The sequence below is a fragment of the uncultured Brachyspira sp. genome (genome assembly GCF_944390845.1).
Taxonomy (GTDB): domain Bacteria; phylum Spirochaetota; class Brachyspiria; order Brachyspirales; family Brachyspiraceae; genus Brachyspira; species Brachyspira pulli.
This window is the reverse complement of record NZ_CALXRM010000060.1, coordinates 1-20,943: the sequence shown is the minus strand read 5'-3', so window position 1 is coordinate 20,943 and position 20,943 is coordinate 1. Positions and strand designations below refer to the sequence as shown.

The 20,943-nt window shown below is 27.9% G+C and carries 20 protein-coding genes; 11 read left to right on the top strand and 9 right to left on the bottom strand.

What is annotated here, in order from left to right:
• Positions 1-381: 381 nt before the first annotated feature.
• Together Q0K52_RS11310 and Q0K52_RS11305 are read right to left on the bottom strand one after the other, a co-directional pair.
• Positions 382-1,314, bottom strand: coding sequence for an alpha/beta hydrolase (locus tag Q0K52_RS11310; protein ID WP_297299473.1), 933 nt, complete (start codon positions 1,312-1,314; stop codon positions 382-384).
• Between the two features lie 126 nt (positions 1,315-1,440).
• On the bottom strand, positions 1,441-2,247 hold the full coding sequence (locus Q0K52_RS11305) for a ZIP family metal transporter (protein WP_297299468.1): 807 nt from the start codon (positions 2,245-2,247) through the stop codon (positions 1,441-1,443).
• Between the two features lie 173 nt (positions 2,248-2,420).
• Between Q0K52_RS11305 and Q0K52_RS11300 the strand changes: the two genes are divergently transcribed.
• Positions 2,421-2,771 carry a histidine triad nucleotide-binding protein gene (locus Q0K52_RS11300; protein ID WP_297299466.1) on the top strand — a complete coding sequence of 117 codons (351 nt, stop codon included), beginning with the start codon at positions 2,421-2,423 and terminating at the stop codon, positions 2,769-2,771.
• A 20-nt stretch (positions 2,772-2,791) separates the two neighbouring features.
• Complete coding sequence (locus Q0K52_RS11295) at positions 2,792-3,604, top strand: TatD family hydrolase (protein WP_297299464.1); 813 nt, start codon at positions 2,792-2,794, stop codon at positions 3,602-3,604.
• A 281-nt stretch (positions 3,605-3,885) separates the two neighbouring features.
• On the opposite strand, the gene Q0K52_RS11290 is transcribed toward Q0K52_RS11295, so the two are convergent.
• A complete protein-coding gene (locus tag Q0K52_RS11290) occupies positions 3,886-4,401 on the bottom strand; it encodes a flavodoxin family protein (protein ID WP_297299462.1) in 516 nt (171 codons plus the stop codon).
• 198 nt (positions 4,402-4,599) lie between these two features.
• Between Q0K52_RS11290 and rplI the strand changes: the two genes are divergently transcribed.
• The 3 genes from rplI to Q0K52_RS11275 are packed head-to-tail and all read left to right on the top strand — an operon-like array spanning position 4,600 to position 7,370.
• A complete protein-coding gene (rplI, locus tag Q0K52_RS11285; protein ID WP_297299460.1) occupies positions 4,600-5,109 on the top strand; it encodes a 50S ribosomal protein L9 in 510 nt (169 codons plus the stop codon).
• Positions 5,110-5,150: 41 nt separating this feature from the next.
• Positions 5,151-6,548: a replicative DNA helicase gene (dnaB, locus tag Q0K52_RS11280; RefSeq protein ID WP_297299458.1), complete on the top strand. Its 1,398-nt coding sequence runs from the start codon at positions 5,151-5,153 to the stop codon at positions 6,546-6,548.
• 15 nt (positions 6,549-6,563) lie between these two features.
• On the top strand, positions 6,564-7,370 hold the full coding sequence (locus Q0K52_RS11275) for an ABC transporter permease (RefSeq protein WP_297299456.1): 807 nt from the start codon (positions 6,564-6,566) through the stop codon (positions 7,368-7,370).
• A gap of 73 nt (positions 7,371-7,443) precedes the next feature.
• Here the strand turns inward: Q0K52_RS11275 and Q0K52_RS11270 are convergent, their stop codons facing one another.
• Positions 7,444-8,970: a UDP-N-acetylmuramoyl-L-alanyl-D-glutamate--2,6-diaminopimelate ligase gene (locus tag Q0K52_RS11270; RefSeq protein WP_297299454.1), complete on the bottom strand. Its 1,527-nt coding sequence runs from the start codon at positions 8,968-8,970 to the stop codon at positions 7,444-7,446.
• A 161-nt stretch (positions 8,971-9,131) separates the two neighbouring features.
• On the opposite strand from Q0K52_RS11270, the gene Q0K52_RS11265 reads away from it, so the two are divergent.
• Together Q0K52_RS11265 and Q0K52_RS11260 are read left to right on the top strand one after the other, a co-directional pair.
• Complete coding sequence (locus Q0K52_RS11265; RefSeq protein WP_297299452.1) at positions 9,132-10,622, top strand: glycogen synthase; 1,491 nt, start codon at positions 9,132-9,134, stop codon at positions 10,620-10,622.
• 46 nt (positions 10,623-10,668) lie between these two features.
• Positions 10,669-11,166 carry a YajQ family cyclic di-GMP-binding protein gene (locus Q0K52_RS11260; RefSeq protein ID WP_297299450.1) on the top strand — a complete coding sequence of 166 codons (498 nt, stop codon included), beginning with the start codon at positions 10,669-10,671 and terminating at the stop codon, positions 11,164-11,166.
• Positions 11,167-11,237: 71 nt separating this feature from the next.
• Here Q0K52_RS11260 and lexA read toward each other — a convergent pair whose 3' ends face one another.
• Positions 11,238-11,864, bottom strand: a complete 627-nt coding sequence (lexA, locus tag Q0K52_RS11255) for a transcriptional repressor LexA (protein ID WP_297299449.1) — start codon at positions 11,862-11,864, stop codon at positions 11,238-11,240.
• Positions 11,865-12,408: 544 nt separating this feature from the next.
• On the opposite strand from lexA, the gene Q0K52_RS11250 reads away from it, so the two are divergent.
• From Q0K52_RS11250 to Q0K52_RS11235, 4 genes are all read left to right on the top strand, one after another.
• Positions 12,409-14,223 carry a hypothetical protein gene (locus Q0K52_RS11250; RefSeq protein ID WP_297299447.1) on the top strand — a complete coding sequence of 605 codons (1,815 nt, stop codon included), beginning with the start codon at positions 12,409-12,411 and terminating at the stop codon, positions 14,221-14,223.
• A gap of 69 nt (positions 14,224-14,292) precedes the next feature.
• Positions 14,293-15,543: a hypothetical protein gene (locus Q0K52_RS11245; protein ID WP_297299446.1), complete on the top strand. Its 1,251-nt coding sequence runs from the start codon at positions 14,293-14,295 to the stop codon at positions 15,541-15,543.
• 12 nt (positions 15,544-15,555) lie between these two features.
• Positions 15,556-16,155 (top strand): OmpA family protein, encoded by a 600-nt coding sequence (locus tag Q0K52_RS11240; RefSeq protein WP_297299444.1) that lies wholly within the window; start codon positions 15,556-15,558, stop codon positions 16,153-16,155.
• Between the two features lies 1 nt (position 16,156).
• A complete protein-coding gene (locus Q0K52_RS11235; protein WP_297299443.1) occupies positions 16,157-16,825 on the top strand; it encodes a hypothetical protein in 669 nt (222 codons plus the stop codon).
• 86 nt (positions 16,826-16,911) lie between these two features.
• On the opposite strand, the gene Q0K52_RS11230 is transcribed toward Q0K52_RS11235, so the two are convergent.
• The 4 genes from Q0K52_RS11230 to nadD form a co-directional block, all read right to left on the bottom strand.
• Positions 16,912-17,814, bottom strand: coding sequence for an S-adenosyl-l-methionine hydroxide adenosyltransferase family protein (locus Q0K52_RS11230; protein ID WP_297299441.1), 903 nt, complete (start codon positions 17,812-17,814; stop codon positions 16,912-16,914).
• 203 nt (positions 17,815-18,017) lie between these two features.
• Positions 18,018-18,980, bottom strand: coding sequence for a class II fructose-bisphosphate aldolase (locus Q0K52_RS11225; RefSeq protein WP_297299439.1), 963 nt, complete (start codon positions 18,978-18,980; stop codon positions 18,018-18,020).
• Positions 18,981-19,278: 298 nt separating this feature from the next.
• Complete coding sequence (locus tag Q0K52_RS11220) at positions 19,279-20,178, bottom strand: ABC transporter substrate-binding protein (protein ID WP_297299437.1); 900 nt, start codon at positions 20,176-20,178, stop codon at positions 19,279-19,281.
• 60 nt (positions 20,179-20,238) lie between these two features.
• Positions 20,239-20,823 carry a nicotinate (nicotinamide) nucleotide adenylyltransferase gene (gene nadD, locus Q0K52_RS11215; RefSeq protein ID WP_297299435.1) on the bottom strand — a complete coding sequence of 195 codons (585 nt, stop codon included), beginning with the start codon at positions 20,821-20,823 and terminating at the stop codon, positions 20,239-20,241.
• Between the last annotated feature and the right edge of the window lie 120 nt (positions 20,824-20,943).

The following is a 20,943-nucleotide window of genomic DNA, read 5'->3' as shown; positions in this document are numbered from 1 at the left end:
CTGTTAAATTAAAATCCATATTATTATTATACAATATATTAAAAAAATGACAAACTTAAAAATTTTCAGTATATACCTAAACAACTATATTTTGTCAACCGCTAGCTGCGGCACCTTCCCGCACAGTACTGTTTCATCTTATCAAACGCTAACTATAGGTGCGGCTGATTACTTATTATTGTACAAAAAATAATCATTTATATTACATGTAAAACAATTTTAGTATGATTTAGTACTAATTTTATAACTTGCACTTTCATGAAGCGTATCCGAGTTTATCGAGGATATAAGGTTCTTTGATGCTGTCCGCCTGCGACCATAGTGAGTACATTTTAGGTATGGCATGCGGCTGGAAAAAGAACAATATAAAAATTGACAAAGTTAAAAATTTTTAATATATTTACTTATGAAAGTTTTTATTGTGTCCCAATACAAATTTTCATTTGATAATACTGCTTTTATATGTTCGCCGTTTTCTATAATCAATTTTTCTTTTTCAGATGAACATGCATTATAAAGTTTATGAACCATATTACAATTAACTAATGAATCTTTTTTTCCATGTATAAATAGTATTGGAGTTTTTGATTTTGATACTGCTTTCTCCACATTAATATCATCAAATGAAAATCCTAATCTTATTTTTGCCATCAAAGAAGTTAATTCTACTATAGGAATAAAAGAAAATTTATAGGCTAAATCAACTCTTGCTTTTAATTGTTCATAAGCATTTGAAAATCCAGCATCTTCTATTATTGCCTTAACATTATTTGGTAAATCTTCTGCACTGCTCATCATAATTGCATTTGCTCCCATAGATATTCCGTACAGAATTATTTTTGAATCATTATAATTATCATTTATAAATTTAATCCATGCCAATACATCGAGTCTTTCCAAATATCCAAGTGAATATATTTTTCCTTCGCTTTCTCCATGTGTTCTTAAATCTACTGCTAATATATTAAATCCCATATTATAAAATTTTTCAGCAAAGTATTTCATATATGCTCCTCTTCCTTCATAAGGGTGAACTATTATAACATATACATTGCTTTCATTATTTATAAGATGAGCATGCAATTTTAAATTATCGCTTGAAATGGTATAAACATCTTTTTGTGAGATTTCAAACCAAATTTTCCTTTTTTCTTTTATGCATTTCTTTTCTTCATCTTCCTCATTCTTTATTTCTTTTCTTTCAAATAGTTTTTTATTTGTTTTTACAAGAAGTTTATTTACAAAATGATTAGCTATTATTATCAATGATACTATAGCTATTGCTATTACAGAAAATATTATATAAACAATCATTATTAACCTTTATAATTTACTTGCAATGATTATATAATATTTTTTCTTAATTTAAAACATTAAAAAACTATGTTAAGTATATTAGATGATTTAAAAAGTAAAATATGATTAAAAAATTATATTTAATTACCCTAAAGCCACATCTAAAACCATCATTATAGCGAATCCCAATATGAAACCGAATACACCAAAATGATTATGTTCTTCAGCTACGGCCTCAGGTACAAGTTCCTCTATTACAACATAAATCATAGCACCGGCAGAAAATGATAATGCTATAGGTAGGATCACTGTAAGTTTAGTAACAGCTAACGCACCAATAACTGCCGCAATAGGCTCTACTATACCAGATACGGCACCAAATAGGAAGGATTTTAATTTTGACATACCAGTAGTTTTTAAAGGTAATGAAACTGCAGCACCTTCAGGAAAATTTTGAAGACCTATACCAAATGCTAAAGCTAATGCAGCATTAAATGTTACTCCGCTGTCACCAATAGAAAAAGCTCCGAATGTTACACCAACCGCTAAACCCTCTGGTATATTATGCAATGTTATAGCTAAAAATAATAATATGCTTTTTGAAAGTTGTACATTGGCTCCCTCTTTTTCTTCATGACCGTTTACTATATGCATGTGAGGCATCACTTTGTCCAATATCCATATGAATATTGCCCCAGATAAAAATCCTATTGTAGGTATTACCCAATTTGGAAGATTAGTATTCTCTGATAATTCTATTGATGGAGCAAGTAGAGACCAAAAACTGGCAGCTGTCATGACTCCTGCAGCAAATCCGTACATAGATGCTAATAGTTTTGGTTTTATTTCTGATAGGAAGAAAAATACAAGTGCAGAACCTAATGCAGTAAAAGCAAATGTAATACTTCCTCCAAGTAGTGCCAATGAAACTGGTGATGCATTTTCTATCATTTTAATACCTTTTTATTAAATATAATTAATTAATTCTTATTAGTAATCATTATTAATAACAGGCTTTTTATTATTTTGTAAAATAAATTCTATTAATATGTAGATTAATTTTTTATTTTAGTTTATATTATTAGGCAAAATTATTTTAATATTTTTTTAGTAGGAGTATTACTATGAATTCTTATAATGAAGATAAATATTTTGATAAAGATTGTATATTTTGTAAAATTATAAAAGGAGAAATACCTTCAAACTTTATAAAAGAAAATGAATACTGTGTGGTATTTCCTGATTTAAATCCAAAAGCTAAAGTGCATTTACTTGTAGTTCCAAAACCTCATGTAAAAAACATAATGGAAATAGATGAATTTTTAATGAATAAAGTTTTGGAAACTATTAAAGAAGTTGCCAAAGAGCAGAATTTAGAATCTTTCAGAGTTATAAATAATTGCGGAGCTGGTGCAGGACAAAGCGTATTCCATGTACATTTCCATATACTTTCAGGTGATAATTTAGAAGAATAATAAAAATTGGAGTTAACATAATGATAGATAGTCATTGTCATCTTACATACATATCTAAAAAAAGCAAAGAATTAGAAGAAGTTTTGGAGCGAGCTAATAAAGCAGGAATATTTTATTTTGTTGATATAGGCGTTCACCCTAGTGATATAGATGAGCGTATGTTTATATTGTCTGATGCTGAAGGAGTATTTTTTAGTATAGGATATTATCCTGATTATGCTAATGAAAATGATGAAGATACTTTAAAAGCATTTGAATTAAAAATAAATAATTTAAATAAAAAGACATTAAAAAACAAAAATAAATCTATATATGCGGTTGGAGAAATAGGACTTGATTATTATCATGATGATTCCAACAAGAATGAACAGCGTGAATTTTTCAGTGCTTTATGCGAAGTTGCTAAAAATGTTGATTTGCCAATATTGATACATAGCAGAGATGCTTTCAAAGATACTTTTAAAGTTTTGAAAGATGCTGATATACCTAAAAGAGGAATATTTCATTGTTTCAGCGGAAATGTTGAAGATGCAAAAAATGCTTTGGATTTAGGATATATACTTTCTTTTTCAGGTTCTTCTACTTATATGAAGAATGATTTTATAAGAGAAGCAGCAAAATATGTGCCTAAAGATATGTTCACAATAGAAACAGATGCACCATATTTGACACCTCAGAAAGTAAGAGGCAGAGCAAATGAACCTTCATTTATACCTTATACTGTAGAAGTTCTTGCAGAGGCTAGGGGAGAGAGCTCAGAAGATATTATGAGAAGTGCATTAGAGAATGCAGTTAGAGTTTTAGAATTGCCTATTGATTTGAATAGAATTTAATATTTCTTATTATTGCTAATAAAAATTGTTCGCTATAAGTCTCTGTCAAATAAATTTGTCAGAGGCTCACAATTTTTATAAATATCTCTATAATATTTAGAAATTAATATAATTATTGCTAATAAAAATTGTTCGCTATAAGTCTCTGTCAAATAAATTTGCCAGAGGCTCATAATTTTTATAAATAGCCATATAATATTTTAAATTAAAATTTTATGCAAAATAAAAACCCTTATAAAAGAAATTTTATAAGGGCTTTTTTTAATTTATTCGTATAAATATTATAGAGATTTAACAGCTTCTTTTAATTTGTTTAAATCATCAGCATTAGGGTGTCCCATAGCATTTCCATGATTAGCTAATTTACCTTGAATAACTTTTTTCTCATCTTCAGTAGCAGCTTTTTCAAGCATATTTTCTAAATTTTTCTTTTGTCCTTCTATCCATTGTCCTTGGCAAGCATAAGTACCAACTAAAGTATTTGAAGAATCTAAGAAAGTTTTAGCAGGATTAAGCATTTTGTCATAGTATTCTTGATTATCACCGTATCCAACAGTCATAAATAGAAATACTTTTTTATTTTTTAAAGTCTGCATGAATTTTCCAGCAGCTTCATCGCAAGTGCCTTTATAACTTCCAGCACCAACAAATACTAAATCAGATTCATTAACTTTATTATTATCAACAGCATCAGCTTTTACACACTGTAAGCATTCTCCATTAGCAGCTTCTTTTATAGCTAAAGCTAATTTTTCAGTGTTTCCGCTTTTACTTGTATAAACTATAGAATATTTCATATAAATTTCTCCTTTGTTAGAATGATCTAATATATTATATCATTAAAAATAATTTTTTGCAATATACTATATGATGGTATAAAAGATGATTGTATTTTTAAATACTTGATTTTATAAATAAATATGGTATAATATGTAGATTGTGAAGTATAATTAATGATATTATTTATTTACTATAGTAAATCAAGGAGAGCACAAATGGAAGTTATCTTAAAAAAAGATTTTATATCATTAGGTTACGAAGGTGATATATGTAAAGTTAAAGACGGCTATGCAAGAAATTACCTTATTCCAAGAAATATAGCAGTTATCAAAAATGCTGCTAATTTAAGAACTTTAGCTCAAATGCAAAAAAGCTTAGAGAAAAAAAGAGCTAAAAGAAAAATGGAAGCAGAAATATTAAAAGGTAAAATGGTTGACATAAGTATCGTTATACCTATGAAAGTTGCTGAAAATGGTAAATTATACGGTTCAGTTAGCCAACAAACTATAGTTGATGCTTTAAAAGAAAAAGAAATTGATATTAATAAACGTGATGTTCATATGGAAAAACACATCAAAGAACTTGGTGAGTTTGAAGTAGAAATCAAATTGTATCACAGTGTTAATGCTAGTATTAAAATTAAAGTTGTTAATATAGACGAAAAAGAAGCTGCAGAAGAAGTAAAAGAAAATAATGCAGCAGAAACAACTACAACAGAAGCTTAATTATAACAACTTAATATCCAAGTTAATAGGCATAATATTTAATGAATAATACACCCTGCTCAATAGAGGCTGAAGAGTCTCTATTGGGTGCCATGCTGCAAAATTCACAAGCCATATCTGTTGCTATATCTAAAATAAAATCTACTGATTTCTACAGTGAAAGAAATCGTATGCTCTATGAAAGCATAATAGAAATGTATAATAGAGGTATAGCTGTAAATGCAGAAACTACTTTAAGATATCTTAAAGAAAATGGTTTGTTTGAGAAAATTATTCAAAATGATGAAGCATATTTAATGCGTATTATAGATGGTACGCCTTTTCATCAAAACGCCAAATATTATGCAGAAATTATCGCAGAAAAATCTTTACTTAGAGATTTAATAACCGCTACTCAAGATATTCAAAAATCCGCTTATGAGGCAAAAGATGCTGAAACTAAAGAAATAGCTGATTTTGCAGAAAGAAAAATATTTGAAGTTACCCAAAGAAGATTAGATAATAATTTTATACATATACGTGATTTACTTTATGAAGTTTTAACTACTATAGAGAGTAGAAAAAAACATAAAGGTACAGTTACAGGAGTTCCTTCAGGTTTTATAGGACTTGATAAAATTACTCATGGTTTTCAGCCATCAGATTTAATCATATTAGCAGCAAGACCTTCTGTGGGTAAAACAAGTTTTGCACTTAATATAGTTGAACATGTAATGACAAATATTGAAACTACAAATTTTGGTGTAGGATTCTTTTCTCTTGAGATGAGTAAATTACAGCTTGCAGAAAGATTAATCTCAAGTAAAGCTAGAATAAGTCTGTCTAAAATTAGATCTGGTGACTTAGAAAAATCTGAATGGGCAAAACTTGGTCAGGCTTTCAGCAGTATATCACAATCTAATCTTGTAATAGAAGATTCCAGCCAATTAACTATAATGGAAATACGCGGTATAGCTAGGCAAATGAAATATGAATTCCTTAATAAAAGTAAAACTTCAGGAAAAGAGATAGATTTAAAACTTATTGTTGTTGATTATTTGCAGTTGATTCATTCTGGGGCCCAAGCAAGAAGAAATGGTACTAGGGAACAAGAAATAGCAGATATATCAAGGGGATTAAAGGCTTTAGCTAAAGAGCTTAATGTTCCAGTTATAGCATTAGCACAGTTATCAAGGGCGGTTGAACAAAGACAGGATAAACCTAGACTTTCAGACCTTAGGGAGTCTGGTTCTATAGAGCAAGATGCTGATATAGTAATGTTTTTGCATAGACAAAAGTCTAATAAAGAGGGAAAGGAAGATGAAGTTATAGATGAAAAGACTAATCAAGTAGAAGTAATACTTGCAAAACATAGAAATGGTGCTATACATGATGGATTGCCTCTCCATTTTATAGCTGATCAAACTAGATTTGAAAATATTTATAATAATGGGGCTTGAGTTTAGAGGTTTTTTATGGAATTATTTGATGTTAAGTTTGAATTAAGAAAGGGAATAAAAAATAAAGTAACCTATTTTCTTGCAACTTTAGGTGATTTTGCAACACTATTCTTGGAAGTATTTAAATATACATTTAGATCAACTTTTTCTTTCAAATTATTGAGAGAACAGATGGTTAGAATGGGTGTTGATTCTTTTGTAGTTGCCGCTGTTACTGTACTTTGTACTGGTATGGTTATGTCTTTACAAATAGCTGTTGTATTAGATAGTGTATTGAAAGGTATATCTCAGTTTGTAGGTTCTATGGTTGGTAAAGCCATGGTAAAAGAGTTATCACCTATGCTTCTTGCTTTGATATTTGCAGGAAGGGTTGGAAGTTCTGTTACTGCTGAAATAGGTACTATGCAGGTAAGTGAACAGTTAGATGCTTTAAAAACTTTATACACCAATCCAATAGAATATGTTGCTGTTCCTCGTTTCTGGGCAGCTGTTATATCTTTGCCTATGCTTACAGTTTCTGCAGACGTTATAGGGGTTTTAGGAGGTGCTATTGTTACAGTGTTCGTTTTGCATAGCGATCCTGTACATTATTTTAATAGTGCTATTTCCGTTATAACATTAGGGGACTTTATAGGAAGTTTGATAAAGTCTACTATATTTGGTGCTGAAGTTATGCTTATATCTTGTTTCTATGGATTTAAAACTTCAGGCGGTGCTGAAGGTGTTGGTAAAGCTACTACTACAAGCGTTGTTTATAGTTTTATGATAATACTTGTTACTGACTATTTATTAGTTTCTATACTTGGTTTATTTGGAATGTAATTAAATATTTTTTATATAAAAATGGGTAAGCTTATAAATTAAGTTTACCCATTTTATTTGCATCAATAATAAATTATATTTCAGGATAATATTTTTTTAATGCTTCTCTTGCTACTTCTCTGTCATCAAAATGTATAGTTTTATCTGGGAATATTTGATAATTCTCATGTCCTTTTCCAGCTATTATAACTATATCATTTACTCCTGCTTCTCTTATAGCTTCAAAGATAGCTTCTTTTCTATCAATTATTTTTTTGTAATTATTATTTTTGAAACCAGCTTCTATATCAGACATTATTTGATTGATATCTTCTGTTCTTTGATTATCAGTAGTAAGTATTGAAATATTTGAGTATTTTTCTGCAATGGCTGCCATAATAGGTCGTTTTTTTCTATCTCTGTCGCCGCCGCATCCGAATACAACTATTACTTTATTCGGATTCAATTTCCTCGATTCTATAAGTATATTTTCCAAACTATCAGGTGTATGTGAATAATCAACAGCTACTATAAATGGGTGTTTTTCTTTTGTTACTATTTCAAATCTTCCAGATACTTGCACTTCTCTCATAGCTTTTATTGATTCTTCTATGTCTAATTTATATTCACAAGCATAAGCTAAAACAGATAATGAATTTAATATATTAAATTGTCCAAGCATTGATAGTTTAACTTTTGATATAAATTTACCTTTGGCATAGAATTCAAATTCTGTAGATTTTGAAGTTAAAGAAATTATTTTTCCATAATAATCAGCTTTTTCATTAAGTCCGTAAGTCACCATTTTTAAATCTAATTTTGTTATATAATCAGATATTTCTTTAAAGTTATCAGTATCTATATTTATTATTGCTAATTTTTTCTTTTTACAGCTTTCTTTTAATAATGTAAACAATTTTAATTTAGCTTTTAAATAAGTTTTCATATCTCCATGATAATCAAGATGATCTTCTGTGATATTAGTAAAAATTGCAGTGTCATAATTTATATAATCGCATCTATTCATATCTAATGCTTGAGATGATGATTCCATTACAATATGAGAAACATTTTCTTTTAATGATTCATCAAATATGCTTTCTAAATCAATAGATTCAGGAGTTGTTAAATTAGTTTTAATTTCACTATCTCCTATCATATTTTTTATAGTACCAATTAAAGTAGTTTTGTTTTTATTTGCTTCTAATACTGATTTTAATAAGTATGTTGTAGTTGTTTTTCCGTTAGTTCCAGTTATTCCTATTGTATTTATTTTTTTAGTAGGTTCATCATAAAATTTTGCAGAAATATATGCTAAACATTCTCTAGGGTTTTTTACTGCCACAAAATATACATTATCATATTTATTCTGTAATTCTTTTATAAAATCTTTATCTGCAGCATTGTCATATATTATAATACTTGCTTTATTTTGAATGGCACTTTCTATATATTTATGACCATCATCTTTTAGACCTTTTATAGCTACAAATAAATAATTCTCTTTTATTAATTTTGAATTATATGCTATTCCATCAATTTCTATATTTAAACATTCTTTTGTTAATTGTTTTTCTTTTGATACTTTATAGTCTTTTATAAGTTCTTTAAAAAGTTTCATAATTTTATCCCATTTAATTTTTTTTATAAATAATAAAACTATCATTTAAATTTTATAGTAAAATATTATATATCATTATTATATAAATAAATAGCTTGATTTTTAAGCCTAAAAGATATATAACTATAGTATAGTAAAACATTTATCGATGGAAGTAAATTATGAATATATTTATGGTAGCAAGTGAAGCCTATCCATTTTCTAAAACAGGTGGGCTAGGTGATATTGCAGGAAGTTTGCCTTTAGCATTGGATTCTATTGAAATGGGTTCTTCTAAAATCAATGCTTCTTTGGTTGTTCCATTATATAAACAAAATTATAATCTTATAACAGATGATGATGTATTTGCTGAGGGTAAAATTGAGATTGATAAAAAGACTATTAAAGTAGAGTATGCAAAAATTAAACATCCTGATAATAGCAATATTACAGTGTATTTTGTAAAGCAGGATAAATTGTTTAAAAGAGATGGTCTTTATTCTGAGAATGGTATTGATTATGACGATAATGCTGAAAGATTTATAGTTTTTTCTAAGGCAGTTGTACAATTGATAATGTATTTGTATGATGAAGAAGATTTCAAATTGGATATAGTACATATTCATGATTGGCAAACAGCTTTAGTAGCACTTTATGTAAAAGAAGTATTTAATAATGAAGAATCATTAAAAGATTTGAAAGTAATGTTTACCATTCACAATTTAGCATATCAAGGAAATTTTTCAGTTGATATTTATACGCTTCTTAATGTATCTTGGAAATTTTTTGTTAATAGCAGATTAGAATTTTATGGTCATGTTAGTTTTATAAAAGCAGGAATTGTGCTTGCTGATATAGTTACAACTGTTAGTCCTTCTTATGCAAAAGAGATACAGGGAGAAGAATTCGGATGCGGAATGAATGTTTTGCTTTCCGATATATCCGATAAATTGTATGGTGTTCTTAATGGTGTTCATGATGATTCTTGGGATCCTAGAACAGATAAATATATAAAAGATAATTATGATATCAGCAGCATAAAAAATAAAGAATTAATAAGAAATTCATTATATGAAGAATTTAAATTTGAAAATAAATCATATCCTCTTGTTACTATGGTTTCAAGATTTGATCCGCAAAAAGGACTTGATTTGATATATCAATCTTTTTTTGAACTTTCAACTTATAATGCTAATTTTATTTTCTTATTTAGTAAAAATAATTTCTTTAAGGATTTTGAAGAAGATTTTATTGACAGAGCAAATAGAGCAAAAAATATAAAGGTATTGTTTACTTTTGACGAATCTTTAGCTCATAGATTAACGGCAGGGTCTGATATTTATTTAATGCCTAGCAGATTTGAACCTTGCGGACTTAATCAAATATATAGTATGAAGTATGGAAGCATTCCTATTGTACATGCAGTTGGAGGGCTTAAAGATACAGTTGTAAATTATAGTACTAATGAAAACGATGCCACAGGTTTTACATTTGATGATTATTGTATAAAGAGCTTTGTTTCTTCTATGGATTTAGCTTTCGATTTATACTATAATAAAAAAGATGTTTGGGAAAAATTAATTGTAAATGCTATGAATAAAGATTATTCACTTCATAAATCAGCCTTAGAGTATGTAGAACTTTATAAAAAGTTATTAAGTAATGAAGAATAATAAAGAAAATTATAATAAAAAATATTAGACATAAGGAGTATGAATTATGCCAAAAGATCCAAGTTTCGATATAGTTTCTGAAGTAGATATGCAGGTTATTGATGACTGTGTTAATGTTGCTACTAAGGAAATAGATAATAGATTTGATTTTAAAGGTCAAAATATTCAAATAGAGTTAAACAAAGGAGAGAAGACAATAACTGTAGTTGCTCCTGCAGATTTCGTTCTTAATCAAGTAAAAGATATTTTATTCCAAAAGTTTATTAAAAGAGGATTAAATCAGAAATGCTTGAGAGAGAAGAAAAAAGAAAAAGCAGCAGGCGATGCTGTTAGAGAGATCAATGAAATAGTTCATGGTATTGATAAGGATTTAGCTAAACAAATAGTTAAAGATATTAAAGATATGAAATTGAAAGTACAAGCAAGCATACAAGATGAACAAATCAGAGTATCAGGTGCTAAGAAAGATGATTTACAATCTGTTATAACAATGCTTAAAGGAAAAGATTATCCAATACCTTTGCAATTTACAAATTACAGATAATTAGTAATTAAAAATGATAAAATAAAAAGAGGGTCTTATTAAAGAACCCTCTTTTTTTTATAGAATATGTATCATACTCTTAACCTTATAAGTCCAACAACTTTACCTACTATAGAAACACTTTCTTTTATTATAGGCGGATAATCATTGTTTTCAGGAATAAGTTTTACACAATCTTTTTCTCTAAAGAATCTTTTTATAGTTATTTCTTCGTTTCCGTTGTCATCAATTTTAGCAACTACTATATCGCCGTTATCAGCTTCATTGGAAGGGTGAACTATAACCATATCACCTTCTTTTATATGAGCATTTATCATAGAATCTCCAGTAACTTTCATAAGGAAATTACCTTCATCTTGTGCTATAGATTTTGGAAGCGAATAAGTTTCTTCAACAGTTTCATCAGCCACATCCATTAAAAGACCTGCTTTAACTTCATTTGCAAGTAATGGTATTTTTACCAGATTATGATTACCTTTATTATTAGTGTCTATAGGCACACTACCTCTGGCTCTTTTACCAGTTTTCTTTACATATCCTTTTTTTTCCAAAGCTGTTAAATGTGTTGTAACTGCAGTAGGAGAAGCGAAATTGAAATGAACCATAATTTCTTTAACAGTTGGAGGATATCCATTTTCATTGGTGAATCTTTGTAAAAAATTAAAAATATCTCTTTGTTTATCTGTTAATTCAGTCATATTTATACCTCTTTATATTTGCATGCAGTATTTGTTATTATACTATACAAAAATATGATGTCAAGGCATATTATGTAAAAAATTATATTTTTATGATTGTTTATGTTAAAAAATAATAAATAAATTTAATTTTTTATTATTGAGAATATAGAAGATAAATTATAACAATAAAATATGTAGAACATATATAATATATGTGTTTTTTTATTATAAAATTTTAATAAATTCTTGAAAATAATTTTTTATAATATAAAATTATGATATGCGCTACTTTTTAGAATTTAATCTATGCTTAGGTTCCAAGCCAAGCCAAGCCAAGCCAAGCCAAGCCAAGCCAAGCCAAGCCAAGCCAAGCCAAGCCAAGCCAAGCCAATAATATAAATCCGTTATATGATTATAAATCATCAAAAAAAATTTGCCTAATTTTATTCAAAATATTCTATATCATTAAGAATGTAAATAATATTAATAAATATAAAATTTTAATAAAATTTATTGATAGTAATAATAAAAAAATTATATAATAATATTTAAGGATTATTTTATGAAAAAGAATTTTATTAACAAAAATAAGAAATTTTATTTTTTAGTTCTTTTATTAATTTTAATAATAGTATTGATAATGTCATGCAGAAAAATTAATTTGCTAGGGCCGAACAATATACCGCCTCCAACAGCATTTCCAAATATAGACAATAATAAACCTGAAATACCGGACTACCCAGACCCGACACCAGTTCCGACACCTCCTGAAGAACCAGAAGAGAAGCCAATCGAAGTAAAACCAGAAGTAGTTCCAAACGGTACAGTGTTCGGCGGATACGGAAGAAGATTCAAATTCAAAAATGACTGGTATGTTTTAGCAACTAATGAATATGAATACAAGCCTGAAACTAAAACACTTAACCCCACAGGCAAAGGAGCAGTATTAAGAATAGAAAATGACGGCAGTACAATAACCAAAATACACAGCCTTTCATCAGGCAGCGATTTAGAAAAAGCAGAGTATTGGACCAATCTAAATTCAAAAAAATTAATAATAGAAGCGAATAGAGTATTAATACCATCAAAAGCTGAGCAAGAGTTTATTGCTAATAATTATAAAAAGGCATTTGAAAAATTAAATTTTACCTCAATGTCAATATCATATCCTTATGTTCAACTTGGTTGTTTTGTAAGTCATACTACGTATTTTTATAAAAGAGAATCAGATAGCCTTATAAATTGGTCAGACTCTGCAAATATAGAAAATAAAACTTATAATATTCCAAAGCCTAATGCAGATAATCCTACTATACAGGGCAGATATGGTATGGCTACTCTTGATCGTGCTTTTCTGTTTTATATTAAAGGTAAATTATTTATTACATATCGGAAATCTCCTTTAGATGATCATATTCTAGGATATAGAGATCCGAAAGAACCTAATAATTACAGTGATGATTCAAAAGACTATTATTTAGTTGATATAACAAAAGATGTTTCTGATAATAATAATTGGGTAAAATATGAATTGCCATTTCCAGAAAAAAGGAATGGTTTTGATATACTATATGATGAAAATAAATTGGATAAAGTATATGTATACGGGGGAGTTTCTGGGAATTGGGAATATATTGATGTTTCTTTTACAAATACAAAACAATGGATATATAATGGTGATAAATATTTTACTAAAAAAGACGGAATATGGTCAACAGAAGACGGTATAAACTGGAAAAAAGAAAATAACGTAGATACTAGTAACCTAACATATTATACATCTTTTACAGGAAAATTTGGTATAGTTGGAGGTTATGAATTTGAAGATGGTACGCCTTTCGAGCCTTCATACACTGAGTTAAACGGCAAATACTATAGAACCTTTAACAGCACTTATCCTATGCCGCCAATAAAAGAGATTATGGAAACGGTTGACAGATTTGAAACAAATTTCACTGTTACAGAGGAGCATATCAAAAAGTCTGGTTATTATCAATTACAAGTATCTTCAGTGCCTCCAGATAAAGCACAGGAATCCGACTGGGTTAATGTTGTGCCTAATAATGAATTAGCTTCTTCTATAGGCTGGGAAAGCGGCGGAGCTGATTTATTTACTTTCAATAATAAAATAGTGCGTTTAGTTGATTATGACAGACAATTTAAATTAAACACTCAATATGAAACTGCTTTAAATCTTTCACATAAATATTATGCCTTACTTGAGGCTTCTAAGACTATGGAAGATTATAAAAAGTATGACTATTATTTCTTATACTATAAAGCTATGGCAGAAATGCTTAAGATGATTAAAGATAAGGGTAATGACTATTTCCGACCTGATGAGGCTGTTACTCATTATACTTTTGAATTAAATTAGTAATAATATAAATAAATGTTTAATATATATTTTTATTAATTTTATTATATTTATGATTTGGGATTTTTTATGAAAAAGACATTTTTAATATTTTTTTTGATGTTATTTATAAGCATTAATTTATATTCCCAGCTTCCAGGTCTTAATTATGGTACTTTTATTAATGCTTATATAGATTCAACAGGAATGTATAATAATATACCTAAAGAAACATTAGATATTTTGACTGGAAGCGAACAAATGAATAAATTATTTGATGATGGTATAAAATCATTCACATTTGGAGAGCTTATAACAATAGCACAAAATCCTGAAAAAGTATTGGACACTACAACGAATGAATCTGTAATATTATTAGTAGGTACTACATTAGGATTTTTAGAAGTTGCAAATATGCAGCAAGGTACAGCAACAACAGTTATTAATGCTTTAAAAAATAAAGCAGCTTTCAATGCCGCTTCAGGAAACAATACTGGACTTCTTATTCCTATGCATACACCTATAGGAAGTTTTGGAATTAATTTATACAGTGATGCTCCTTTACTTCATATAGATTATATAAAAAATCCTCCTGCAAATCAAAATGATTATGATTCATTATCAAAATCTTTAGATATACTTCCTATACCTCATATAAATGCTTATTTTCAAGTTAACCTTGGACCTATACCTTTAGCTTTAACTTTTAGAGGAGGTATATCTTTAGGATTTAAAGAGATTTATGGGGCAGTTATTAATGATGTAGAAATAGAGTCTTTAGGTTGGAATGTAGGCACTTCATTAAAGGCTTATCTTTTTAGAACTAAATATTTCTTCGGCGATTTAAGATTTGATTTTAATTATGATGTTGGAAATTTAAAAATGTCTGCCAATAATAGAAATGTTTATGTACCTCTTTATTTAGGTTTTAATGGCGGTACTGATACTGGTGTTGTATTTAACGGCAATGCTTTTTTGGAATCTAAATGGAAAACTTTTGCTTTAAGCCCTAAATTAGTATTCGGATTTAAAATGCAGGAAAAAGTTCCTGTTATACAATATTTATCTGCATATTTTTCTCTTGGAGCTGATATTATATTTGGAGATTTAGAATCTAAAGTTGGTGTAAATGGTATAGGAAGTTATGCTAATATTGTAGGGCATAAAATAACAATTAATGATTTATATGTACCCGATTCTCAAGATAAAATGTCATATAAACTTTATGATGTTAGAGTAGGATTTCATTTTGATATATTTTATCAATCATTGGCTATTGAATACGGTATATTTACTAAACAATTTGCTCTTTCTTTCATACCTATAAATATAAGGTTTTAATGAGGCTATGTTATGAGATATATTAAATTGTTATTGTTTTTGATTATTCCTTTTGTTTTAACTGCATGTTTCATACCAGAAAGAAGAATATATTTTTCTTGGAACAGACCAATCATAAGGAAAGATCCTTGTAATTATGAATTTGATACTACTGCTAATATGAATTTGATTGAAACAGAAAGAGGCTATCTTATGGAGTTTACAGGACATGAGATATATTACAGGTTAGGGGAGTCTAAGCCTTATAATATAAAAGATTATGTTTTTGTTATGGACGAAGTTATGAGTTTTATGAGTAATAATAGAAATTGTATTTTAGTGATTGAAGGCCATGCGGATATTATAGGTAGTAATAATACCACTATAAATTACAATTTGTCAGAAAGAAGGGCGAGTGTTATAAGAGATGTTATACTTTCTTCTGGTTTTTCTCATAAAAGGGTTCACATTTTTCCTTATAGTGATATAATGCCAAAATATACTACTAATATTCATTTTAATAGACGTGTTGATTTCGTTGCTCTTAAGTGTGAAAATGAATTGGAGAAGTATATTAAGTTTTACAGCAATTATGGTGTAAATAATACTTCTAATTATGTTGAGGAGAAATGATATGTTTAAATCTAATAAGCTTTTATTAATAATTAGTTTATTAATATTAGTTTGTCAAATTTCTTATGCTAAAATTGGCGGTTTTGAAATAATTGCCAATGTTCCGATTGGGGCTGGTATTACATTAGTTGGCAATAATGTAAAAGTTGCCGGCAATCCAAAAGTTGGAGGTAATTTTCAAATAGGTGTAGAAGCTGATATAGGATATATGTTTCAGATAAGTGAGAGTATGGGAGTTAGTTTATTAGGTTCATTAGGTTATGATTTTACAGGTTTTAATTATTCAAAAAACAATAATAAAGAAACTTATAAACTTACTTCTCATGATATTTATATAGGTTTTTATCCTAAATTTAATATAAAAGGATTTTCTATAGGTCTTAATGTTGGAGCTAAATTCGGTATTAATCCTAATGTAAGTTACAATGTTTCAGGATTATCACAAAAATATTCTTCAGATACAAAACCTAGAACTTATATAAGAGGTACTTTTGATTATTCTATATTCTTTAAAGAAAATATGGCTATTAATATTGGATTTTATTTAGGATATGACTGGGGATATAACTGGAAAGAATCATTAGAGGAACTTGATGTTTTGAAAGATGAAGCTTTTGGAAATTTGGATATTGGTTTGCAGGTTGGATACAGATTTGGGCCTAAATTTTAATTAGATACTTTCTTGAATTTCTGTTTTTATAAGGGCATGCTATTAATAAATAGCATGCCCGTTTTACTAATTACTATATATAATTTTTATTTTTTGATTATTTCCATACTCCAATTAGGACCGCTGTAAACTTTATATTTATCAGAGAAATTACCCATATTTACAGCAACAGAGAAATTAAGTTCAGAATTAAAATAAGCCATATTGTCGCCTTCTGGAACATCTCCAAAAGTATTAACAAGTTTAACATCTCCATTCCATACTAAATTGCCTTCATTATATATAGATACATTTACCATATCGCCAACTTTAATGCCGTTATCTAACATTAACTGTCTAGGCAAAGAAGACCATACATTTCCATATTGTACATCAAGTATAGGAATATTAGCGAAGAATTTACCGTTTTCAAATCTTGCTTTTTGATAATCAATCTTTGTTATATTTGTACCTAATGATTTACCTACTTGTTCAAAAGTAATTTGTTTAGATGCAAGTCTTGCACCAGTATAAACATAAACATCTCTTCCGTGGAAAGTATATGATTCTTGAGAGTTAGTTAATCTATTTACTGCTTCATCAATTTCTCTTACTTCAGCTACACCTAAACTTTCAGCAACAAAAGTTAAAGCTCCATTATCAGGTGTAACAAAATAATAATTATTAGTAGTTTTCATTACAACAGATTTTCTTTCTGTACCAACTCCTGGATCTACAACATTTACAAATACAGTGCCTTCAGGCCAATATCTTGCTGTTTGATCCAATCTTAAAGCTGCTTCCCATATATTGAAAGCTGGTATTTCATGAGTAAGATCATATACTTTTAAATCTTTATCTACTGTTAAAGCTACTCCATACATACTTGCTACTGCATTATCTTTTCTTCCGAAATCAGTTTGAAGTGCCAAAGGTGATTTATTAATTTCTTTTTCACAAGATATCAATAGTGAAAATAAAATAGATATCATTAATATATATTTTTTCATTTGCTTGTTCCTTTTGTTTTCTTAAATTTTTATTTTGTTAAAAAATGAAGGGCATAAGAATAAACTCATGCCCTTTAATAATTTTGTTGTTAATTATTATTTAGCTTTAGCATTTAGAGCTTCTTTTTGTCTTTTGATTCTTCTTAAAGCTCTTTTACGTTTAACTACTTTTCTGTGTTGTTTTCCCACGGTGTCTCCTTTAATTATATTTTATTGTTAGAACCTAATACATTATTGATTTTATGTATATAAAGTTTTTTCATTTCATCACGAGCAGGTCCTAAATATTTTCTAGGATCGAATTCTTTAGGATCATCATGGAATACTTTTCTAATAGCTGCAGTCATAGCAAGTCTTGAGTCACTATCTATATTGATTTTACAAACAGCACTTTTTGAAGCTTCTCTTAACTGCTCTTCTGGAATACCTATAGCGTCATCTAATTTACCGCCGTTTTCATTGATCATTTTAACATACTCTTGAGGTACGCTAGAAGAACCATGTAATACGATAGGGAATCCAGGAATTTTTTTCTCAATTTCTTTAAGAATGTCTAATCTTATTTGAGGATTTTGACCAGGTTTAAATTTATAAGCACCATGGCTAGTACCTATAGAAATAGCAAGAGAATCAACTCCAGTTTTTTTAACGAAGTCTTCTACTTCTTCAGGCTGAGTATAAGTGTGCTGTTCTGCTACAACATCATCTTCAACACCAGCAAGTACTCCTAATTCACCTTCAACTGTAACGTCATATTTATGAGCATATTCAACTACACTTCTAGTTAATTCAACGTTTTTGTTGTAATCATAATGGCTTCCGTCTATCATAACAGAAGAAAAACCATATTCGATACAGCTTTTGCAAAGCTCTAAACTATCACCATGGTCAAGGTGTAATACTATAGGTACATTAACACCTAATTCTTTAGCATATTCTACAGCTCCTTGAGCCATATATCTTAATATAGTTTGATTAGCATACTTTCTAGCACCAGAAGAAACTTGAATGATAACAGGGCTTTTAGTTTCTACACAAGCTTGAACTATAGCTTGTAATTGTTCCATATTATTAAAGTTAAATGCTGGGATAGCATAACCACCAGTAATAGCTTTTTTAAAAAGGTCTCTACTATTAACAAGGCCTAAATCTGAGAATTTAACCATATTGTTCTCCTTTTATAAAATTAAAAAATACTTATTTATAATATAATAATAATATAGTAAAAATAATAAATTTTCAATAAAAATACTCATTTTAACGAATTTTTTTGGATATTAAAAACGCTTAAATTGTATTTTATGTATTTTTTATAACAAATATATTATATTAATTTTTAATTCTTTCAACTTTTTCTAATGTTACATCAAATTTACTATACAGCTAAGTAAAATAAAAATATATATAAAAATTAAACTTTGTTCTATAATTATATTAAATATATATAATTAGAATTAATTTAAATTATTTTTCTATATAATAAAAATCATCTGACGGTATTTTGTTTCCTATTAACTTTTTATCAAAATTAAATAAAAAATTATAATAATTATTTAAAGCAAATTTCATTTTATCACCATCATAAAAAGTTAGTCCCATTCTGTTTAATCCATAATTTACTGATTGGGCATTTATTATCATAGATGAATTTGCCAATAAATTTTCTATTTCATTTTTATTGTTTAAAATGTATTCAGTAGACTTTTTATATTCATTTAAAATATTTTGTAATAATGCTTTATTATGATTTATAAAAGTTCCTTTAGCAATAAGTATTGCAACAGGATAGTTATCAACATATTTAGACATTTCCACAACTATATGAACATCTTTATTTTCAAGCATTGCTGATGATAAGAAAGGTTCAGGCAATATAGCTATATCAGCATTTTTTGATGCAACTGCTTTTGCTAAATCTGGATTACTGAAAGAATAATTAATATTAACATTTTGTATTTTTTCTTTTGATATTAAATATTGAAGCATTAAATCAGGAGCAGCCAATTTAGTACCGCAATATATAGTTTTATTTTTTATATCATTTATAGTCTGTATTTTATCATTTGCAGATACTATAAAAAGTTTAGTTTCAGATATAACAGCCACTGCCTTATAATCTAATTGTTTATTAAAAATTATAGCAGCCATATTTGCAGGAATAGCAGCTATATCAGCTTGTCCTTTTACTATTAATGAAAGCATATTGTTTGGGGCATTTACTGTTTTTATATCTATACCTTTATAATCTTTCATCATTTTTAATCCCCCTATACCAGTAGGGCCGCTTAATAAATACATTTCGTACGAATATAGACTATTTATTAAAACAAAGAATAGTGTTAATATTATTTTTGTGTATCTCATTTTATTTTCCTTTTTAACTAATTTAATTAAGTATTATTGTATTTGATTTTCAATGATAAATTAATTTAAATATAATTTTTTTTCTTTTATGTATTCATACACCTTATTTGTTACAAAGTATCTGAATCCTTTATTTTCTTTTATTCTGTTTCTTATAAGACTTGATGATATATCTATACGAGGAGCCATTATTACTTTAATATTATATTTATCAATATGTTCTTTATATAGGTTTTTATCATCTTCTCTGTTAACAACAGTGATATTTGATATTTCTGCTATTTTGTCAGGTTCTCTCCATTTATCAAAATCTCTTACTAAATCAGCACCTATTATAAGACCAATTTTTCCTTCAATATTGTAATTGTTATATAGATAGTTTAATGTATTGATAGTATATGAAACTCCATCGTTATTAAGTTCATATTCATCTAATAAAAATCTTTCATCATCTTCTATTGAAAGTTTAAGCATATTTAGTCTGTCTTCATTTGAAACTTTTCCGCTTATATTTTTATGTGGAGGAATTTTAGCGGGTATAAAAATTACTTTATCATAATTGCAATTTGTGATTACTGTATCAGCTAATATTAAATGTCCTAAATGAGGAGGATCAAAAGTACCACCTAGAATCGCTATTTTCATAATATATCAACCTATATATAGTTTTTGATTTATTTTAATATTTTAATTTGCACAGGAGCCAGACATATTGCATTAAGTATTCCTTAGTTTTTTAAAGTATAACATAGGTGTATCATAATT